This window comes from Geodermatophilus obscurus, from assembly GCF_900143215.1.
Lineage (GTDB): Bacteria > Actinomycetota > Actinomycetes > Mycobacteriales > Geodermatophilaceae > Geodermatophilus > Geodermatophilus obscurus_A.
The window spans coordinates 35,418-53,047 of sequence record NZ_FRDM01000018.1; the positions used below are offsets into that span (position 1 = coordinate 35,418).

Below are 17,630 nucleotides of genomic sequence, written 5' to 3' on the forward strand. Positions count from 1 at the left end.
CGATCGGGGTCACTCCTGCCACTCGTCGGGCCACCCTCCGGGGAGCACGCTCGTCCCATGTTGCTGATCACCTGCCCCGTGACGAACACGGACGAGTTGGTCGCCGAGCGGCGCATCCGCTCGGCGACCAACCACCCGACCCACATCGCGCTGCACGTGGAGTGCCCCTGCGGCGGCGTGCACGTCTACCGCACCGGCCGCCGGTGGGAGTCCGCTCGCCGCGCGGTCGCCGCTCACCCTGCGCCGGAGCTCACCCCGGCCTAGACTCGAACACATGAGCGAACCGACTGCCAACGACGACCGCAGCGCCGAGAAGGACCCCTCGGACTGGGTGACCGGCGACGAGCCCGCGACCGGCGCCCAGAAGAGCTACCTGCACACGCTGGCCCGCGAGGCCGGCGAGGAGGTGCCGGACGACATCACCAAGGCCGACGCCTCGCGCAAGATCGACGAGCTGCAGGACGAGACCGGCCGGGGCCAGTAGCCCCGGCCGGTCCGCACCCTGGAGGCTCCGCTCAGCCGGGGACGGCACCTGGTGGCGGTGGAGCCGGTAGGCCGACCGAGTACTACGCCTCCAGCTTGTAGCCCAGGCCGCGCACGGTCACCAGGTACTTGGGGTTGGCCGGGTCCGGCTCGATCTTGGCGCGCAGCCGCTTGACGTGGACGTCGAGGGTCTTGGTGTCGCCCACGTAGTCCGAGCCCCACACCCTGTCGATCAGCTGCACCCGCGTGAGCACCCGCCCGGCGTTTCGCAGCAGCAGCTCGAGCAGGTCGAACTCCTTGAGCGGCAGCGCCACCGGCTCGCCGTCCACCGAGACGACGTGCCGCTCCACGTCCATGCGCACCGGGCCGGCTTCCAGCGCCGATTCCACCGGCGCCTCTGCGTCGCCGCGGCGGCGCAGCACCGCGCGGATGCGGGCGACCAGCTCGCGGGCCGAGTACGGCTTGGTCACGTAGTCGTCGGCGCCGAGCTCCAGGCCCACGACCTTGTCGACCTCGGCGTCCTTGGCGGTCAGCATGATGATCGGCACGCTGCTGCGGGAGCGCAGCTGTCGGCAGACCTCGGTGCCGGGCAGCCCCGGCAGCATGAGGTCGAGGAGGACGAGGTCGGCGCCTCCGCGGTCGAACTCGGCGAGCGCCTGCGGCCCGTCGTTGGCCACGACGGGGTCGAAGCCCTCCTTCCGGAGCATGTACGACAGCGCGTCGGAGAAGGAGTCCTCGTCCTCCACCACCAGCACTCGGGTCATGACCGTCCCTCCGGGGCGTCAGCGGCGGGCGGACCGCCGGCGAGGTCGTGCTCGGCCGGCGCGTCGCCGGCGGGTCCTGGGGTGTCCGCGCCGGCGGCCAGCGGGATCCGCAGCGTGAAGGTGGAGCCGAGGCCCTCCTCGCTCCACACGCTGACCGAACCGCCGTGGTTGCTGGCCACGTGCTTGACGATGGCCAGCCCGAGACCGGTGCCGCCGGTGCGGCTGGCCCGGGACTGGTCGACCCGGTAGAAGCGCTCGAACACCCGCGAGCGGTCCTCCCGCGGGATGCCGATGCCGTTGTCGGTCACGGTGATCTCCGCGAAGCCGGCCCGGGCCCGGGCGCCCACGGCGATCCGGGTGTGCTCGGGGCTGTAGGCGACGGCGTTGGCCAGCAGGTTGGTGACGGCAGTGGCCAGCTGAGACTCGACACCGCGCACGACCAGTCCGTCCTCGCCGCCGGTGACGATCGCGATCTCCTTGGCCGAGGCGGCCAGCTTGGTGCGGTCGACGGCCTCGGCGATGACCGTGTCGACCTCGACCGGCACCAGCTCGGGCAGCGGCTCGCCGCCCTGGAGCCGGGAGAGGTCGATGAGCTCGCGCACCAGGCGGGCCAGCCGGTCGGCCTCGTGGGTCATGCGGGAGGCGAAGCGGCGCACCGTCTCCGGGTCGTCAGCGGCGTCCTCGATCGCCTCGGCGAGCAGGGACAGCGCGCCCACCGGGGTCTTCAGCTCGTGGCCGACGTTGGCGACGAAGTCCCGGCGGACCGCCTCCACCCGGCGGGCCTCGGTCACGTCCTGCAGCACCAGCGCCACCGGCCCCAGCGCCGGGCGCGATCCCCGCTCCAGCCGGACACCCAGGACGCCGACCTGCCGTGGCCCCCCACCCACGACCGAGCCGGGCAGCGCCACCTCGGCGCGCCGCCGGCCGCCGTCCCGCACCGCGCGGGCCAGCTCCAGCAGCTCGGGGACCAGCAGCCGGGTGTCGCGGACGATGCCCAGGGATCGCGCCGCCGGGTTGGCCAGGAGGACGACGTCGTCCGGGTCGAGCAGGACGATGGCGGGGTCGATCAGGTCGAGCAGCCGGCGGGACAGGACCGCCTCGGGGGGTGCTCCGTCGGACGGCGCGGACTGCTCGAGGTCGGGACGGCGCGGACGCAGCAGCAGCGTGGCGACCAGGACGCCGGCGACCAGGCCGACGACGCCGCCGACCAGCAGGGCGACCGACGAGCTCACGCGCCGATGCTAGGCCGCGCTCGGCCACGGACACCCCCCGTCCGGGTGACCGGGACACCCCGGACCGTGACTGTTCACGTCCCGGTGTCCTCCCGTTCACCGACAGGGCCGAAGCGGGTCGACGAACGGACCTACCCTCGGGGTCCGGAGATCGTCGGGGCCTCGCGCAGCGGGTACCCCGAGCGTTGGGCCACGGCCGACAGGGCCGACGAGGAGGACGACGGTGCGCCAGCACTACCACGAGGAACTCGCCGACATCAACAACTGCCTGGTCGAGATGGCGAACTCGGTCGGGTCGGCCATGAGCAAGGCCACCACCGCGCTGCTGGACGCCGACATCGAGCTGGCGAACCTGGTGATCGAGGGCGACGAGCACATCGACGCCACCCGGGAGAGCATCGAGCAGCGGTGCTTCACCCTGCTGGCCCGGCAGGCGCCGGTCGCCACGGACCTGCGCACCATCACCGCGGGGATGCGGATCATCAGCGACCTCGAGCGGATGGGCGACCTCGCCGTCCACGTCGCGAAGCTGGCGCGGATGCGCTTCCCCGAGCACGCCGTCCCGCAGGAGCTGCGGCCGATCTTCCTCCAGGCCGGGCACGTCGCCGAGAGCCTGGTGACCCAGACGGCGACCGTCATCGCCAAGCTCGACGTCGAGGCGGCCGCGGCGCTGGAGGCCGAGGACGACCTGATGGACCAGCTGCACCGGCAGCTGTTCAACGAGCTGCTCGTCAAGGACTGGCCGCACGGCATGGAGGCGGCCATCGACATCACCCTGCTCGGCCGCTACTACGAGCGCTTCGCCGACCACGCGGTCAGCGTCGCGCGCCGGGTGGTGTACCTGGTCACCGGCGAGCGGGAGATGCACGCCCAGGCCGACTGATCGCCCTCCGGGCGATCGACCGCGCCCGCCGCCTCCCCCGCGCGCGGGCCCGCTCACACGGCCGTGGCCCTCTCCCTCGTCGAGGAGGGGGCCACGGCCGTGTCCCGGGAGCTGTCCGCTACTTCCTGCCCTGGTTCTTGACGGCCTCGATGGCGGCGGCTGCGGCCTCGGGGTCGAGGTACTGGCCACCGGGGTTGGTCGGGCGCAGGTCGTCGTCCAGGTCGTAGCGCAGCGGGACGCCGGTGGGGATGTTGAGCCCCACGACCTCGTCCTCGCCCATCCCGTCCAGGTGCTTCACCAGGGCGCGCAGGCTGTTGCCGTGCGCGGCGACGAGCACGGTCAGCCCCGCGCGCAGGTCGGGCACGATCGCGTCGTACCAGTACGGCAGCATCCGGACGACGACGTCGGCCAGGCACTCGGTCTGCGGGCGCACCTCCGGCGGCAGCACGGCGTAGCGCGCGTCGCCGTCCTGGGAGTACTCGCTGCCGGCCTCGATGGGCGGCGGCGGGGTGCTGTAGGAGCGACGCCAGACCGTGAACTGCTCCTCGCCGTACTCGGCGAGCGTGGCGGCCTTGTCCTTGCCCTGCAGCGCGCCGTAGTGCCGTTCGTTGAGCCGCCAGGAGCGCTTGACCGGGATCCACTGCCGGTCCGCGGCGGCCAGCGCCAGCTCGGCGGTGCTGATCGCGCGCTTGAGCACCGAGGTGTGCGCCACGTCCGGCAGCAGGCCGTGCTCGGCGAGGAGCTCACCGCCCCGGGCGGCCTCGCTGCGACCCTTCTCCGACAGCGGCACGTCCACCCAGCCGGTGAACAGGTTGGCCTTGTTCCACTCGCTCTCGCCGTGGCGGAGCAGCACGAGCGTGCCGGGGCGGGTCTGGGGTGAGGACATCGTCACCCGGGCCATCCTGCCCGACCGGTGAGGTGATGGAACGGCCTCCCTGCAGGGTCCCGCCGTGAGCCTGCGAGGGGCGGGGGGCAGGGAGGTCCTTCATCCGGCGAGCAGCGGCCACAGCAGCCAGGCCTCGAACACCGCCGGCGGCAGCAGGCCGCTGAACAGCCAGGGGCTGCGGACAGGACGGTCCACACCCCAGCGCAGTGCCGCGACGGCGGCCACGCTGCAGCCCGCGCCGACGGCCAACCACAGCAGGGTGCCGCCCACGTCGACGGCGAGGAGCTGGGCGAAGGTCAGCCGCACCGCGCACAGCAGCAGCGGGTACACCAGCGCCGTCGCGGCGAGCAGGCCCACGAGTGCCCGGACCTGCCGCTGCTGCTGCCCGGGACCCTCCTGCACCGCCGCCACGCTAACCCCCGGCGGGAGCTCCGGCCCCGGACCGGGCGCGCCGCCCCGGCAGCCAGACGAGGACGACGACGGCGGCCAGGGCGGTCGCCAGTGCCGTCCCCAGGGCGGTGAGGTGCATCGCCGCCACGAACGCCTCCTGGGCCGGGCCGACCAGGTCGCCCGCCGCGGCCGCGGCCTCGGGGTCCCCGCCCGCCACGGTCCGCTGCACCGCCGCGAGGGTGGCCACCAGCGAGGTGCTGGCCTCCGCCCGGGCGTCGGCCGGCAGCGCGTCGACCGCGTTCCCGAGCTGGGCGGCGTAGGCGTTGGCCAGCAGCGAGCCGAGCACCGCCACCCCCAGCGCACCACCGACCTGGCGCACGGAGTTGTTCACCGCCGCGCCGGCGCCGGCCTTGTGCCGGGGCACCACCGACATGATCGACTCGGTCGTGGGCGCCATGACCGTCCCCATCCCGACGCCCTGCACCGACAGGATCACGAGCAGCAGCCACAGCGGCGAGGTCGTGTCCAGCAGCTGGAAGCCGCTGACGGCCGCGGTCAGCAGGACGAAGCCGGTGCCGACGACGGCCTTGGCGCCGAACCGCTCGGCCAGCCGCGAGCTGCCCGGCGCCATGACCGCCATGCCCAGCGCCATGGGGATGAGCGCCGCGCCGCTGGCCAGCGGGCCGTACGCGAGCGCGCCCTGCAGGTAGTAGACGAGGTAGAAGGTCGCGCCCATGAGGGCGAAGAAGTTCAGCCCGAGGGCGGCCGCGGCAGCGGAGAAGGCCGGGTTGCGGAACAGCGTGACGTCCAGCGCCGGGTGGGGGGAGCGGCGCTGCAGCCAGACGAACAGCCCCAGCAGGGCCAGCCCGCCGAGCAGGGGCACCAGGACGCCGGGCGATCCCCAGCTCGCTCCCGAGCCGCCGTGGATGATCCCGTAGACCACCCCCACCAGCGCCAGCACCGACAGCAGCACCCCGGGGACGTCGAGCCGGCCCGGGGACGGGTCGCGGGACTCCGGGACGACGAGCAGCGCCGCCGCGATGCCGAGGAGCGCGACCGGCACCGTGATGAGGAAGATCGCGCCCCACCAGAAGTGCTGGAGCACCGCGCCGCTGGCCAGCGGGCCGCCGGCGACGGCGATCCCGGCGGTGCCTGCCCAGACACCGATCGCGCGACCGCGCTCGCCCGGCGGGAACACGTTGGTGATGACCGCCAGGGTCGTCGGTTGCACCGCAGCGGCGCCGATGCCCATGACCGCGCGCCAGGCGATCAGCTCACCGGGGCTGCTGCTGAACGCGCCCAGCAGCGAGCCCGCCGCGAAGACCGACAGCCCGATCACCAGCACCCTCCGGCGGCCGATCCGGTCGCCCATGACGCCCCAGGAGAAGAGCAGGCCGGCGAAGACGAGGATGTAGGCGTCGATCGCCCACTGCAGCTGGCCCTGGCTGGCGCCGAGCTCGCGCTGCAGCGTGGGGATCGCGACGTTGAGGGTCGTGTTGCCCATGATCACCACGAGCAGGCAGACCGTCATGGTGGCCAGCACCCACCACCGGCGGGCGTAGCCGGGTCGCTCCTGGGCGACCTCGGGGAGCGACCGTTCGGTCGCCGTCACGCCCCGCCGTCCGGGGCTCCGGCGGCGCGGGACCTCCGGCCGGGGTCGACGAAGTCGGCGAAGGCCTCCAGGTTGCGCAGGGACTCCCCGCGCTTGACCCGCCACTCCCACTCTCGCCGGATCGACGTGCCGAAGCCGATCTCGAGCATCGCGTTGAAGTGGTCGTCGGCGTAGCTGAGCACCGCGCCGAGGATGCGGTCGAGCTCCTCCGGCGTGACCGCGGCGTGCGGCAGCCGGCCGGTCAGGTAGACGTCGCCGATGCTGTCGATCGAGTACGCGACGCCGTACATGCGCGCGTTGTGCTGCAGCAGGTAGGTCCACAGCTGCTCGCGGTTCTCGTCGGGCCGGCGGCAGACGAAGGCCTCCACCCGCAACGCGTGCTCACCGACGATCAGCCCGCAGACCGTCTTGAGCTTCTTGGTACCGGGCAGGTCGACCAGCCAGCGACCCGGCGCGGAGTGCTCGTGCACCAGCTCGCTGTCGCGCAGCGTCTGCTCGATGACCGCGTCGAGCTCCTCGACGAGGCTCACTGGGCCACCTGCGCACCGAGCGCACGGACGCCGCCCCGCGCCCAGGCCGGGCGCAGCAGCGTGCCGGGAGCCGCTCGCTGGGATGCCACCTCCTGGGACGTCATGGCCATCTCCTCCGCGGCGGCGGTGTAGGCCGCGACCAGGCTGTCGACGGTGCGCTCCCAGGAGAAGGCGCCGGCGTGCCGGCGCGCGCCGGCCGAGAGCAGCTCCCGGCGGGCGAGCACGGCGCGGATGGCGGCGGCGTAGTCGGTCGGGTCCCGGCCCTCGACCAGCACCCCGGAGACGCCGTTCCGGACGGCGGTGCGCAGGCCCCCCACGGCGGCCGCGACGACCGGCGTCCCGCAGGCCTGGGCCTCCAGGGCCACCAACCCGAAGGACTCGTTGTGGCTGGGGACGACGGCGACGTCGGCGGCGCGGTAGTGCTCGGCGAGCAGCTCGGCGTGCACCGGTGGCAGGAAGCGGACCAGGTCGGCGATGCCGAGCCCGGCGGCGAGCTGCTCGAGCCGGCGCGGGGCCTCCAGGCCGGTGCCGCTGGGTGCACCGACGACGTGCACCTGCAGGCGGTCGCGCAGCGCCGGGTCGTCGGCGAGCATCCGCGCGGCCGCCTCGAGCAGCAGGTCGGGGGCCTTGAGCGGCTGGATGCGGCCGACGAAGAGCAGGACGACCGCGTCCTCGGCGACCCCGAGCCGGCGGCGGGCCGCCGTCCGGTCGCCGGGGGTGAAGCGGTCGAGGTCCACGCCGGGCGGGACGACGAGGGTGCGCCGCGGGTCTGCGCCGTAGTGGTCGACCAGCTGGCGGGCCTCGTCGTCGGTGTTGGCGACCAGCCGGTCGGCCTCGGCCACGACCTGTTCCTCGCCGATCACGCGGGCGCGCGGCTCGGGGCGGTCGCCGATCGCGAGCGCGGCGTTCTTCACCTTCGCCAGGGTGTGCGCGGTGTGGATGAGCGGCACGCTCCACCGGTCGCGGGCCAGCCAGCCGACCTGGCCGGACAGCCAGTAGTGCGAGTGGACGACGTCGTAGTGGCCCGGCTCGTGCTGGGCCTCCTCGCGCAGGACGGCCGCGGTGAAGGCGCACAGCTGGGCGGGCAGCTCCTCCTTGCCCAGGCCCTCGAACGGGCCGGCGCTGACGTGCCGCACGGTGACGCCGGGGCTCATCTCCACCACGGGCGGCAGGTCGCTGGACACGGCGCGGGTGAAGACGTCGACGGCGATGCCGCGCTCGGCCAGCCGGCGGGACACCTCGAGGACGTAGACGTTCATCCCGCCGGCGTCACCGGCACCGGGCTGGTCGAGCGGGCTGGTGTGCACCGAGAGGGTGGCCACCCGCCGGGGCACGGCCGAGCGGGGACGGCGGCGAGCGGCCACGTGCGACCTCCCGCCTCGCTCCAGGGCGCCGGGAGGCACCCGCTCGACATTGCAGTCTGCAACAACGCCAGGATGGGCCTCATGCCCGGTTCCCCGACCCATCCTGCATCCGGTCCCCGCGAGCTGCCCGGCACGGGGCGGAGCGCCGTCGTCACCGGCGCCTCCAGCGGCATCGGTGCGGCCACCGCGACCCGCCTGGCGGCGGAGGGCGTCGTCGTCGGCGCGCGGCGCATGGACCGGCTGACCGAGCTGGCCGCCTCCATCGGCGCCCGGGCGCTGCCGCTGGACGTCACCGACGCCGACTCGGTGGCGGCGTTCGCCGGCGCCCTGGACCGGGTCGACGTGCTGGTCAACAACGCCGGCGGCGCCTTCGACGCCGACCCCGTGGCCGAGGCCGACCTGGACTCCTGGGCGCGCACCTACGAGGTGAACGTGCTGGGCACCGTCCGGCTGACCAAGGCGCTGCTGCCCGCGCTGATCGCCTCGGGCGCCGGCGACGTGCTGTTCGTGGGCTCGACCGCGGGGCTGGTCAGCTACGAGGGCGGCGCGTCCTACACGGCGGCCAAGCACGGCGTGCACACGCTGGCCGAGACGCTGCGGCTGGAGCTGTTCGACCAGCCGGTGCGGGTGGTCGAGATCGCACCCGGGATGGTGAGGACCGAGGAGTTCACCCTCAACCGGGTGCGCGACCGGGACCGGGCCGAGGCGGTCTACCGCGGCGTGCGCGCGCCGCTGGTGGCCGAGGACGTCGCCGACTGCATCGCCTGGGCGCTCACCCGCCCGCACCACGTGAACATCGACCTGCTCGTGGTCCGCCCGCGGGCGCAGGCCGCCCAGCACAAGGTGCACCGCGAGTAGAAGGACCCCCTGCCCCCCACCGCTCGCACGCTCGCGCTGGGCCCCTGCAGGGGGCCGGGGTCAGGGGCGGATGGCGGTGGGCTCGCGCTCCAGGGTCACGCCGAAACGCTCCTGCACCGCAGTGATGATCTTCTCGGAGAAGGCCAGCAGCTCCTCGGCGGTCGCGCCGGGCTCGGTGGTCAGGGCGAGGCTGTGGTGGGGTGAGGTCCCCACGCGCCCGTGGCGGGTGCCGCGACCGAAGCCGGCGTGCTGCACCAGCCAGGCGGCGCTGAGCTTGACCTGGCCGTCGCCGGCCGGCCAGCTGGGGCAGCCCTCGACCGTCCGCTGCAGCGGGACGACGGGATTGGTGAAGAACGAGCCCGCGCTGCGGCTGGTGGGGTCGGCGAGGTCCCACACCATGCCCTTGCCGCGGCGCAGCTCCAGCACGGCGGCGCGCACGTCGGCGAGCGGGGTCCGCTCCCCCAGCTCGACGCCGAGGGTGCGCGCCAGCTCGGCGTAGCCCACCGGCCGGGACAGCTCCCCCGGCTCCAGCTCGAAGGAGACGGTCAGGACGACGTACCGGCCCGGCTCGCGCTTGAGCCGGCTGTCCCGGTAGGCGAACCCGCACTCCTCCGGGGTGAGCACCTGCTCGGCCGACCGCACGCGGTCCCAGACGCGGACGGCGGCGATGACCTGGCCGACCTCCTGGCCGTAGGCGCCGACGTTCTGCACCGGTGTCGCCCCGGTCGAGCCCGGGATGCCGGACATCGCCTCCATGCCGGCCAGCCGCTGTTCGACGGTGTGCGCGACCAGGTCGTCCCAGGGCTCGCCGGCCTGCACGACCAGCCGGCTCCCGTCCCGCTCGATGCCCCGGCTGCCGACCAGCACCACGTCCCCGGGCCACCCGGCGTCCGGGCCGATCAGGTTGGAGCCGCCGCCGAGGACCAGCAGTGGCCGCCCCGCGTCGTCGGCCTCACGGACGGCGGCCACCAGTTCGCCGGGGTCGGAGACCTCGACCAGCCGGTCGATGGGACCTCCCACGCCGAGGGTCGTCAGCTCCGCGAAGCGGGCGTTCCGTCGGACCTGCACGGCACCACGCTAGCCGGGACTACGCTCCGGGCCGGTGAGCGAGGCAGGAGGGCGACCCCGGAGAGGCGTGGACCACAAGGGCCGGGCCAGCCTCCCCCGGAAGGCCGCCCCGCGGCTGGCCGCCGGCCGCGCCCGCGCCCTGGGCCTGCCGACCCGCGGGACCACCAACGCCAACCGGTTGCGCCGGGTCGACCGCTGGCTGCGGGCCACCCAGGTACCGCGGCTGCGCGACGCCGCCCGGCCGCTCGTCGTCGACCTGGGCTACGGCTCGTCGGCGGTCACCACGCTGGAGCTGGCCGACCGGCTGGGCCCGGAGGTGCACGGCCTCGAGGTCGTCGGCCTGGAGATCGACCCCGAGCGGGTGACCGCCGTCGCCGCCGACCGCGACCCGCCGCGGGTCGACTTCCGGGTCGGCGGCTTCGAGCTGGCCGGCCTGCGCCCGGTCCTGGTGCGCGCGTTCAACGTGCTGCGCCAGTACGACGAGGAGTCCGCCGCGCAGGCCTGGCAGACGATGTGCGCCGCGCTCGGCCCCGGCGGACTGCTGGTGGAGGGCACCTGCGACGAGTGGGGACGGCGCTCGGCGTGGGTCGCCCTGGACGCCGACGGGCCGCTGACCCTGACGCTGTCGGCCCGGGTGTCCGACCTCGACGAGCCCTCCGACCTCGCCGAGCGGCTGCCCAAGGCGCTGATCCACCACAACGTGCCCGGGCAGCCGGTCCACGTGTTCCTCCGTGCTCTCGACACGGCCTGGGCCACCGCGGCCGGGCTGTCCACCTTCGGCCCGCGCCAGCGCTGGACCGCCGCCGTCGAGACCCTCGCCGGACAGGGCTGGCCGTTCGTCGGTTCCAGCCGCCGGTGGCGGCACGGCGAGGTCACCGTGCGCTGGTCGGCCGTCGCCCCGGTCTGAGCCCGCGGGGCGCGGCCCGGGGCACCGTCCGGCGACCCGGATCGTGATCCGCCCCACACCTGCCCGACTGGTGTGCACCTCGTCGCCGCGACCTCGTCGGCGGCCGGACGGACCTCCCCCGGCGTCCGCGGCAGGGGTTCCTATCCGCTACGGTCCGTACTTGCGGGGCGACGGAGTCGGACTGCGGAGGAGGGTCTGGGGGCACGACCATGCACTGGCTGACCCACGGCCCGAGGCCGTGACCTCCGTCGGTACGGCAGCTGACTGGCCGCGGCGGGTGGCGTCCGTCCTCGCCGAGCCGTCCCTGCTGCGACTGCTCTTCCAGCCGATCGTCGACCTGCAACGCGGCGTCGTCGCCGGCTACGAGACCCTCGCCCGGTTCTCCGAGCCCGATGGCCGGCCGAGCCGGGTGCCACCCGACCAGTGGTTCGCCGCTGCAGGCGCCCAGGGCGTCGGTGCGCGGCTGGAGGGCCTCGTCGTCAGGCGCTGCCTGGACCTGCTGCGCACCGTGCCGCCCAACTGCTTCCTCACCGTCAACGTCAGCCCGCACCTGCTCACCGATCCCGAGCTGGCCGGGGCCCTCCTGTCCGTCCCGGACCTCGCTCCCCTCGTCCTCGAGCTGACCGAGCACCAGGACGTGGCCGACCTGGACCCCCTCATCGCCCTCCGCGACCGGCTGCGCAGCAAGGGCGCGCTCCTCGCGGTCGACGACGCCGGGTCGGGCTACTCGGGCCTCCAGCAGATCGCCGCCATCAAGCCCCAGATGGTCAAGCTGGACCGGGCCATCGTGAACGGGGTGGACGGCGACGAGGTCAAGCTGGCGCTCACCGAGCTGCTCGGCGAGTTCGCCGGACGGATCGACGCGTGGTTGCTGGCCGAGGGCATCGAGGCCTGGGGCGAGGTGGAGGCGCTCCTCCGCCTGGGTGTGCCCCTCGGCCAGGGCTGGCTCTTCGGCCGGCCCGGACCCGCGTGGCCCCGGCTCGACCCGGGGATGGCCGCGCCGCTGCGGTTCCGGTCGGCGAGGGCGCGCCTGGTGGAGCACGTGGCCAGCCTCGTCGAGGACGTGCCCGTCGAGGGCGGGCCGGTGGGTGGCGTGGTGGCCGGTGGCCAGTTGGGGCTGCGCGTCGACTCCGGCGGCCGGCCGCAGGCGCTGCTGCTGCCGCGCCGCCGCGGCGACGACGACCCCGGGCACCGGATCGCCCCGGTGAGCCTCCGCGTCCCCGTCCTCGCGGGGGTCCGCGAGGTGGCCCGACGGGCGGCGGCGCGCCCCGAGCACTCCCGCTTCGACCCGATCGTCTGCGTCGACGACGTCGGCGTCGCGGTCGGCGTCGTCCGCGTGGAACGTCTCCTGCTCAGGCTCGCCGCCGATGGGTAGGAGCTGGCTGTACCACTGGATCCCTACCACCACATCGAGGTGACCGTGAAGCAGTTCTCCTGTGGCGACGTCGTCCCCACCTGCACCCGCACCTTCCTCGCACCCACCGACGAGGAGATCCTGGCTGCCGTCGCCGCGCACGCCCGCGCCGACCACGGCCTCACCGACATCCCGGAGCACCTCGTCGACGAGGTCCGCAGACACATCCGCAGCGACGCGTGACCCCGCGGCGAGATCGCGCGTTCCCGGCCCTCCGGCCGTGCGGGATCGCCGGTCTCGCCGGTACGGCACGATGGTCGACGTGCCTCCCGTCCCGGTGATCCGGTGAGCCGGCGCCGGCAGGCCGAGCCCGTCGTCCCACCCGGTCCCACACCCGTCGACGGCGGCACCGCCGAGCTGCTCGGGGACGCCGACCGCGACGGCTCCTGGGTGCTGGTGGTGGACGGCACGCCGCAGTCGCACGTCGACCTCGCCGACCCCACCCACCTGGAGTTCGAGTACGTGCGCCGGATGGGCCACGTGCTCGACCTCGCCGCCGAGGAGGGCCGGCCGATCGACGTCGTGCACCTGGGCGGCGGCGCCCTGACGCTGCCCCGGTACGTCGCGGCGACCCGGCCCGGGTCCCGGCAGAGGGTCGTCGAGCTCGACCAGCCGCTCACCGAGCTGGTCCGGGCGCACCTGCCGCTGCCGCGCGACGCCCGCGTCCGGGTGCGCGCCGCCGACGCGCGTGCGGGCCTGGCAGCGCTCCCGAGCGCCGCCGCCGACGTCGTCGTGAGCGACGTCTTCGCCGGGGCCCGCACGCCGGCGCACCTGACCAGCACCGAGTACGCGCAGGAGGCCCACCGGGTGCTGCGGCCCGGCGGCACCTACACCGCCAACGTCGCCGACGGCCCGCCGCTGCGCTTCGCCCGCGCCCAGGTGGCCACGCTGCGCGCCGTCTTCATGCACGTGTGCCTGCTCGCCGAGCCGGGCACGCTGCACGGCCGCCGCTTCGGCAACCTGGTCGCGGTCGCCTCGGACGCCGAGCTGCCGATCCCCGCGCTGGTGCGCCGCTGCGCCGCCGACCCGATGCCGAGCCGGGTGGTCGAGGGCGCCGACCTGGACCGCTTCGCCGGCAACGCGCAGCCGGTGCACGACGCCGGCGCGGTCGCCTCACCGGAGCCGCCGGAGGGCGTCTTCAGCCGCTGAGCGCGGCCTCGAACGCCGCCAGCGCACGATCGTCGAACAGCACGAACCGCACCTCCTGCACGTGCTGGACCTCGGCCGCGCGGACCCCGGCCACCGCCTGCACCGCGGCGTCCTCCAGCGGCCAGCCGTAGACGCCGGCCGAGATCGCGGGGCAGGCCACCGACCGGGCGCCCAGGCCGTCGGCCACCCGCAGGCTCTCGGTGTAGCAGGAGCGCAGGACGGCGGAGCGGTCGACCTCGGCCGACCAGATCGGGCCGGCGGTGTGCACCACCCAGCGGGCCGGGAGCCGGCCGGCCGTCGTCGCGACCGCCTGGCCGCGGGGCAGCCGGCCGCCGGGCAGTCCGGCCTTCAGCGCACGGCACTCCGCCAGGACCTCGGGGCCACCGGCCGCGTGGATCGCGCCGTCGACCCCGCCGCCGCCGAGCAGCCCGGGGTTGGCCGCGTTGACGACGACGTCGACGTCGGCCTCGGTGATGTCGCCGCGGACCGCGCGCAGGAGCACGTACCGACCGTAGGGTCGGGGACATGACCCCGCCTGCCCGTCTCCCCCTCCGTCGCGACACGCACAACAAGGTCATCGCCGGTGTCTGCGCGGGGATCGCCCGCCGCTACGGCATCTCGCCGAGCGGCCTGCGCCTGGCGTTCGTGCTCTCCTGCGTGCTCCCCGGCCCGCAGTTCATCGCCTACCTGGTGCTGTGGATCCTGATCCCGAAGGACACCCGGTACTGAGCGCCCCGGCGGCTCACCAGCTGTTGCCGCCCCGGCTCAGCCCGCGGACCGCGGGCCGGACGTCGACGAGGTAGACGATCGCCGCGATGACCGCCGGCAGGCCCAGGAAGCTCAGCGGGCTCTGGAAGACGACGATGACGAGCACCGACAGCCCGAGGATGGCCGCCCAGCCGGGCTTGGTGAGCTTGCCCGCTGCGACGTAGCCGGCAGCCGGGCGGACGAGGGCGTCGACGAGCGCCCACACGGTGAGCGCCAGAGCCGCGTAGAAGAGCACCGCGTACACGGCACCCTGGAAGCTCAGCATGCCCGGCAGGGTACCCGCCGGGCCGCTCCGGGCCGCGGTCCCGCGACCCGTCCGGGGGAGTTCCGGACACGGCAGGGCCCCGGAGCGCTGTCCGCGGCTCCGGGGCCCTGGGACCGTGTGGTGATCAGTTCTCGCGCTTGGCGGTGCGGGTCACCCGCGCGGAGGTGCCGGCCGGCGCCGACTTCCTCGCCGGGCTGGTCTTCTTGGCCGCGGCGCGCTTGCGGGCCGGCTTGTCGGCCGCGGGCTCCTCGGCCGACTCCAGGGTGGCCTTGGCCTGCTCGGCGGCCTCGTGGGTGGCCTCCTCGGCCTGGTCGATGGCCTTCTCGGCCTTCGCCGCGGTCTTCTGCGCGATCGAGGTGACCTCGTTCGAGGCCTCGGCGACGGTCTCGGCGGTCTCCTCGAGCACGTCCTCGAGGGCGTCCTCGACGGCGTCCACGGCACGCTCGGCGCGGCCGACGACCTTGCGGACGACGGGCTGGCGGCGCAGCTCCTCGACGACCTCGGCACCGCGGACGGCGAGGGTCTCGATGGTGGCGACGGTCTGCGTGCGGGCAGTGCTCACCAGGCCGGCCACGGTGCTGGCGACAGCGTCGGGGCGGACGGCGGAGGCGACGTGCTGGGCCGACGTGCGCGCGGTCCGGACGGCCTCCTCGGCGCGGGTGCGGGCCTCCTTGGCGGCCAGGTCGACCTGCACCTGGGCCTCGCCGGGCAGGGCCTCGACGCGCGAGCGCACGGTGCCCACGACGGCGCGGGTGCGCTCGACGGCCAGGTCACCGGCGCCGACAGCGGCCAGCAGGACCTGCTTGTTCTGGACGGCGACGGTCTCGCCGTACTTCTTCAACGTGTCGGTGGCGGTCATGCCGACTCCTTCGTGGGATGGGGTGGGGCGGGTTCAGTGGGAGCGACCGGGGTGGGCGCGCTCGCGGCGTGCTCCCGGACGTAGGTCTCGTACAGCTCGAGCAGCACCGCCTTGTGCCGCTCGGAGAGCGACTGGTCGGCGCGGATCGCCGCCACGGTGTCCGGGTTGCCGCTGCGGCGGTCGAGGATCCCGGCCTGCTCGTACAGCGTCTCCGCCGAGATCTTCAGGCCTCTGGCGATCGAGGCCAGGATCTCCGCGGACGGCTTGCGCAGTCCGCGCTCCACCTGCGAGAGGTACGGGTTGCTGACGCCGGCCACGCGGGCGAGCTCCCGGAGGGACACCCGGGCGGCGTTGCGCTGCTCCCGGATGAACTCCCCGACCTGGGACCCGGTCGCCGAGACCTTGGAGCGCTCAGCGGCGACGGTCTCCGCGACGCTGCCCGCGAGCTGGTCCACCTTCTCGCGGACGCTCGTCACCTGCTCGCGGACGAACTCGCCGGGGATCTGCACGTTGTCGACGCTAGACGCGGGTGCTAGCTATTGCAAGCGGAGGAGCTAGCACCCGGGCGTGAGACGCCTCACACCCGGCGTGTCGCTGTCAGCCGGTCAGCGCCGCGGCGGCCCGCACCTCGCCGACCACGCCGTCCCCACCCGGGACCGGCGTCACCGCCCAGGCGGCCAACTGCCCCTCCGGGACGCCGAGGTGCCGCAGCCCGGCGCACAGAGCGGGCGTGCGGCCGCGGTCGCCGCCGTCGTCGAGCTTCAGCGCGACCGCGCCGCGGCCCGGCAGGGCGGCGACGTGCACGCCGTCGGCCCCGCCCTTGACCAGCAGGCCGTCGACGGCGTGCATCAGGTCGGTGTCCTCCCGGCCGGTGCCCGCCACGAACCAGGGGTGCGCCCGCATCGCGTCGGCGACCGCCCGGTCGTGCGCACCGGCCGCGGCCTCGACCAGCGAGGACACCCCCCGGGCCAGGCCGGTCAGCGGCAGTCCGTGCTGCGGGGCACCGCAGCCGTCGACGACGACCGCCGCCACCGGGGTGTCCGCCGCCTCCCCGAGCCGGGTCTCGATCGCCTGCTGCAGCGGGTGCTCGCGCTCGAGGTACCCCTTCGTGGGCCAGCCGGCGGCGACGCAGGCCGACAGCATCGCCGCGTGCTTGCCCGAGCAGTTCATCGCCAGCCGCTCCGGCGCCCGGCCGGCGACCAGCCAGGCGGCGCGGGTGGCCTCGTGCGAGGGCAGCGCCGGCGGGCAGCCGAGGTCGTCGGGCGAGAGGCCCGCGGCCGTGAGCATGCCGGCGACCAGCTCACGGTGGCCGTCCTCGCCGGAGTGCGAACCGGCACCGATGGCCAGCTCCTCCCCCGAGCGCGGTGTCCAGCCGGCGGCCAGCAGCGCGGTCGCCTGCACCGGCTTGTTCGCCGACCGCGGCAGCACCGGCCGGTCGACGTCCCCGACCGCGTGCAGCACCGCACCGTCGGGGCCGACGACGACCAGCGAGCCGCGGTGCACCGACTCCAGGAACCCCGAGCGCTCCACCTCCACCAGCACCGGGTTCTCCGGCCACAGGAGGGCCCCCTCGCCCCCCGCCACTCGCGAGCTCGCGGCGGGCCCCCGCGAGAGGGCCGTCAACGGCCCTCGTCGGCGAGCAGCGCGGCGACGTCGGCCTCGCCGTTGCGGTACCGGCGGCCCAGCTCGGCGGCCAGCCCGTCCATGACCTGCTGCACGCCGCGGCGCCGTTCGGACAGCGACCCCTCGGCCGCGGCCAGCGCGCGGGCGGCCTGCTGCAGCTCGGCGTCGGACAGCGCGGGGACCGCGGACAGGTCGACTCCCGGGGTCAGGGACTTGACCCAGCTCTCGTAGTCCTCGGGTGCCGCCGGCTGCACCGTCTGGTGCCGGCCCAGGCCGTGCGCGGGACCGCGGCCCTTCTCGGCGAGGATCTCCGGCAGCAGGTCGACCAGCGAGCGGCCGTCGTGCTCGGCGCGGCGCTGCAGCTCGCGGCGCACGATGTCCAGCCGGCCCTGCAGCAGCCGCCGGGTGTAGGAGAGGTTGACCTCCTCCTGCTCGGCCTGGCGGCGCAACCGGCGGACGTCGGCCATCGGCCGCTGCACTGCGGCCTCGAGGAAGCCGGGGTCGAGCAGCGCGTCGACGGCGGCGCCGCCGGCGCGGGTCGGTTCGGGGGTCACGAGCGGGCCTCTCCGGTGGGT

General features: G+C 75.0%; 23 protein-coding genes. 9 read left to right on the forward strand and 14 right to left on the reverse strand.

All coding sequences use genetic code 11. The annotated features are described in order from the left end of the window. The first annotated feature begins 57 nt into the window (after nt 1-57). Nucleotides 58-264: a hypothetical protein gene (locus BUB17_RS16140; protein ID WP_072919695.1), complete on the forward strand. Its 207-nt coding sequence runs from the start codon at nt 58-60 to the stop codon at nt 262-264. 10 nt (nt 265-274) lie between these two features. Further along, nucleotides 275-484, forward strand: coding sequence for a DUF3072 domain-containing protein (locus BUB17_RS16145; protein WP_012950573.1), 210 nt, complete (start codon nt 275-277; stop codon nt 482-484). A gap of 82 nt (nt 485-566) precedes the next feature. Here the strand turns inward: BUB17_RS16145 and BUB17_RS16150 are convergent, their stop codons facing one another. Both BUB17_RS16150 and BUB17_RS16155 read right to left on the reverse strand, forming a co-directional pair. Continuing rightward, nucleotides 567-1,247, reverse strand: a complete 681-nt coding sequence (locus tag BUB17_RS16150) for a response regulator transcription factor (protein WP_072919697.1) — start codon at nt 1,245-1,247, stop codon at nt 567-569. Further along, nucleotides 1,244-2,479, reverse strand: a complete 1,236-nt coding sequence (locus BUB17_RS16155; protein WP_072919698.1) for a sensor histidine kinase — start codon at nt 2,477-2,479, stop codon at nt 1,244-1,246. Before BUB17_RS16155 ends, BUB17_RS16150 begins: the two co-directional genes overlap by 4 nt. Before the next feature lie 223 nt (nt 2,480-2,702). On the opposite strand from BUB17_RS16155, the gene phoU reads away from it, so the two are divergent. After that, nucleotides 2,703-3,362 carry a phosphate signaling complex protein PhoU gene (gene phoU, locus BUB17_RS16160; RefSeq protein ID WP_072919700.1) on the forward strand — a complete coding sequence of 220 codons (660 nt, stop codon included), beginning with the start codon at nt 2,703-2,705 and terminating at the stop codon, nt 3,360-3,362. 118 nt (nt 3,363-3,480) lie between these two features. On the opposite strand, the gene BUB17_RS16165 is transcribed toward phoU, so the two are convergent. The 5 genes from BUB17_RS16165 to mshA form a co-directional block, all read right to left on the reverse strand. Next, complete coding sequence (locus tag BUB17_RS16165) at nt 3,481-4,248, reverse strand: phosphoglyceromutase (protein WP_072919760.1); 768 nt, start codon at nt 4,246-4,248, stop codon at nt 3,481-3,483. A gap of 99 nt (nt 4,249-4,347) precedes the next feature. Then, a complete protein-coding gene (locus tag BUB17_RS16170) occupies nt 4,348-4,650 on the reverse strand; it encodes a hypothetical protein (RefSeq protein WP_141243043.1) in 303 nt (100 codons plus the stop codon). 10 nt (nt 4,651-4,660) lie between these two features. Beyond that, complete coding sequence (locus BUB17_RS16175; protein WP_072919704.1) at nt 4,661-6,250, reverse strand: MFS transporter; 1,590 nt, start codon at nt 6,248-6,250, stop codon at nt 4,661-4,663. Then, nucleotides 6,247-6,780 (reverse strand): type III secretion system chaperone family protein, encoded by a 534-nt coding sequence (locus tag BUB17_RS16180; protein ID WP_072919705.1) that lies wholly within the window; start codon nt 6,778-6,780, stop codon nt 6,247-6,249. Before BUB17_RS16180 ends, BUB17_RS16175 begins: the two co-directional genes overlap by 4 nt. Then, nucleotides 6,777-8,144: a D-inositol-3-phosphate glycosyltransferase gene (gene mshA / locus BUB17_RS16185; RefSeq protein WP_072919707.1), complete on the reverse strand. Its 1,368-nt coding sequence runs from the start codon at nt 8,142-8,144 to the stop codon at nt 6,777-6,779. Before mshA ends, BUB17_RS16180 begins: the two co-directional genes overlap by 4 nt. A gap of 81 nt (nt 8,145-8,225) precedes the next feature. Here mshA and BUB17_RS16190 point away from each other — a divergent pair, with 81 nt between their 5' ends. Further along, entirely contained in the window at nt 8,226-9,002 is a 777-nt protein-coding gene (locus BUB17_RS16190; protein WP_072919709.1) for an SDR family oxidoreductase, read from the forward strand. A 60-nt stretch (nt 9,003-9,062) separates the two neighbouring features. Here BUB17_RS16190 and BUB17_RS16195 read toward each other — a convergent pair whose 3' ends face one another. Continuing rightward, on the reverse strand, nt 9,063-10,070 hold the full coding sequence (locus tag BUB17_RS16195) for a UDP-N-acetylmuramate dehydrogenase (RefSeq protein ID WP_072919711.1): 1,008 nt from the start codon (nt 10,068-10,070) through the stop codon (nt 9,063-9,065). 34 nt (nt 10,071-10,104) lie between these two features. On the opposite strand from BUB17_RS16195, the gene BUB17_RS16200 reads away from it, so the two are divergent. The 4 genes from BUB17_RS16200 to BUB17_RS16215 all read left to right on the forward strand — a co-directional run bounded on the left by BUB17_RS16200 (nt 10,105) and on the right by BUB17_RS16215 (nt 13,540). After that, the gene (locus BUB17_RS16200; RefSeq protein WP_083606371.1) at nt 10,105-10,977 is read left to right on the forward strand and encodes a class I SAM-dependent methyltransferase; all 873 of its coding nucleotides are present in this window, start codon (nt 10,105-10,107) and stop codon (nt 10,975-10,977) included. Nucleotides 10,978-11,215: 238 nt separating this feature from the next. Next, nucleotides 11,216-12,352: an EAL domain-containing protein gene (locus BUB17_RS16205; RefSeq protein WP_072919717.1), complete on the forward strand. Its 1,137-nt coding sequence runs from the start codon at nt 11,216-11,218 to the stop codon at nt 12,350-12,352. A 39-nt stretch (nt 12,353-12,391) separates the two neighbouring features. Beyond that, a complete protein-coding gene (locus tag BUB17_RS16210) occupies nt 12,392-12,574 on the forward strand; it encodes a DUF1059 domain-containing protein (protein ID WP_244277277.1) in 183 nt (60 codons plus the stop codon). Between the two features lie 102 nt (nt 12,575-12,676). Continuing rightward, nucleotides 12,677-13,540: a spermidine synthase gene (locus BUB17_RS16215; RefSeq protein WP_072919719.1), complete on the forward strand. Its 864-nt coding sequence runs from the start codon at nt 12,677-12,679 to the stop codon at nt 13,538-13,540. Here BUB17_RS16215 and BUB17_RS16220 read toward each other — a convergent pair. Next, nucleotides 13,530-14,042, reverse strand: coding sequence for an O-acetyl-ADP-ribose deacetylase (locus tag BUB17_RS16220; RefSeq protein WP_072919721.1), 513 nt, complete (start codon nt 14,040-14,042; stop codon nt 13,530-13,532). The two genes, BUB17_RS16215 and BUB17_RS16220, sit on opposite strands and share 11 nt — an antisense overlap. 23 nt (nt 14,043-14,065) lie before the next feature. Here BUB17_RS16220 and BUB17_RS16225 point away from each other — a divergent pair, with 23 nt between their 5' ends. Continuing rightward, nucleotides 14,066-14,269 (forward strand): PspC domain-containing protein, encoded by a 204-nt coding sequence (locus tag BUB17_RS16225; RefSeq protein ID WP_072919723.1) that lies wholly within the window; start codon nt 14,066-14,068, stop codon nt 14,267-14,269. A gap of 13 nt (nt 14,270-14,282) precedes the next feature. Here the strand turns inward: BUB17_RS16225 and BUB17_RS16230 are convergent, their stop codons facing one another. From BUB17_RS16230 to BUB17_RS16250, 5 genes are all read right to left on the reverse strand, one after another. Further along, nucleotides 14,283-14,573: a DUF2516 family protein gene (locus tag BUB17_RS16230; protein ID WP_072919725.1), complete on the reverse strand. Its 291-nt coding sequence runs from the start codon at nt 14,571-14,573 to the stop codon at nt 14,283-14,285. Between the two features lie 124 nt (nt 14,574-14,697). Beyond that, entirely contained in the window at nt 14,698-15,432 is a 735-nt protein-coding gene (locus BUB17_RS16235) for a hypothetical protein (protein WP_072919726.1), read from the reverse strand. After that, complete coding sequence (locus tag BUB17_RS16240) at nt 15,429-15,941, reverse strand: helix-turn-helix domain-containing protein (protein WP_083606372.1); 513 nt, start codon at nt 15,939-15,941, stop codon at nt 15,429-15,431. The genes BUB17_RS16235 and BUB17_RS16240 overlap by 4 nt, the downstream gene beginning before the upstream one ends. Before the next feature lie 88 nt (nt 15,942-16,029). Next, on the reverse strand, nt 16,030-16,974 hold the full coding sequence (locus BUB17_RS16245) for an asparaginase (protein WP_083606378.1): 945 nt from the start codon (nt 16,972-16,974) through the stop codon (nt 16,030-16,032). 77 nt (nt 16,975-17,051) lie between these two features. Further along, complete coding sequence (locus BUB17_RS16250; RefSeq protein ID WP_072919728.1) at nt 17,052-17,609, reverse strand: RsiG family protein; 558 nt, start codon at nt 17,607-17,609, stop codon at nt 17,052-17,054. Nucleotides 17,610-17,630: the final 21 nt, after the last annotated feature.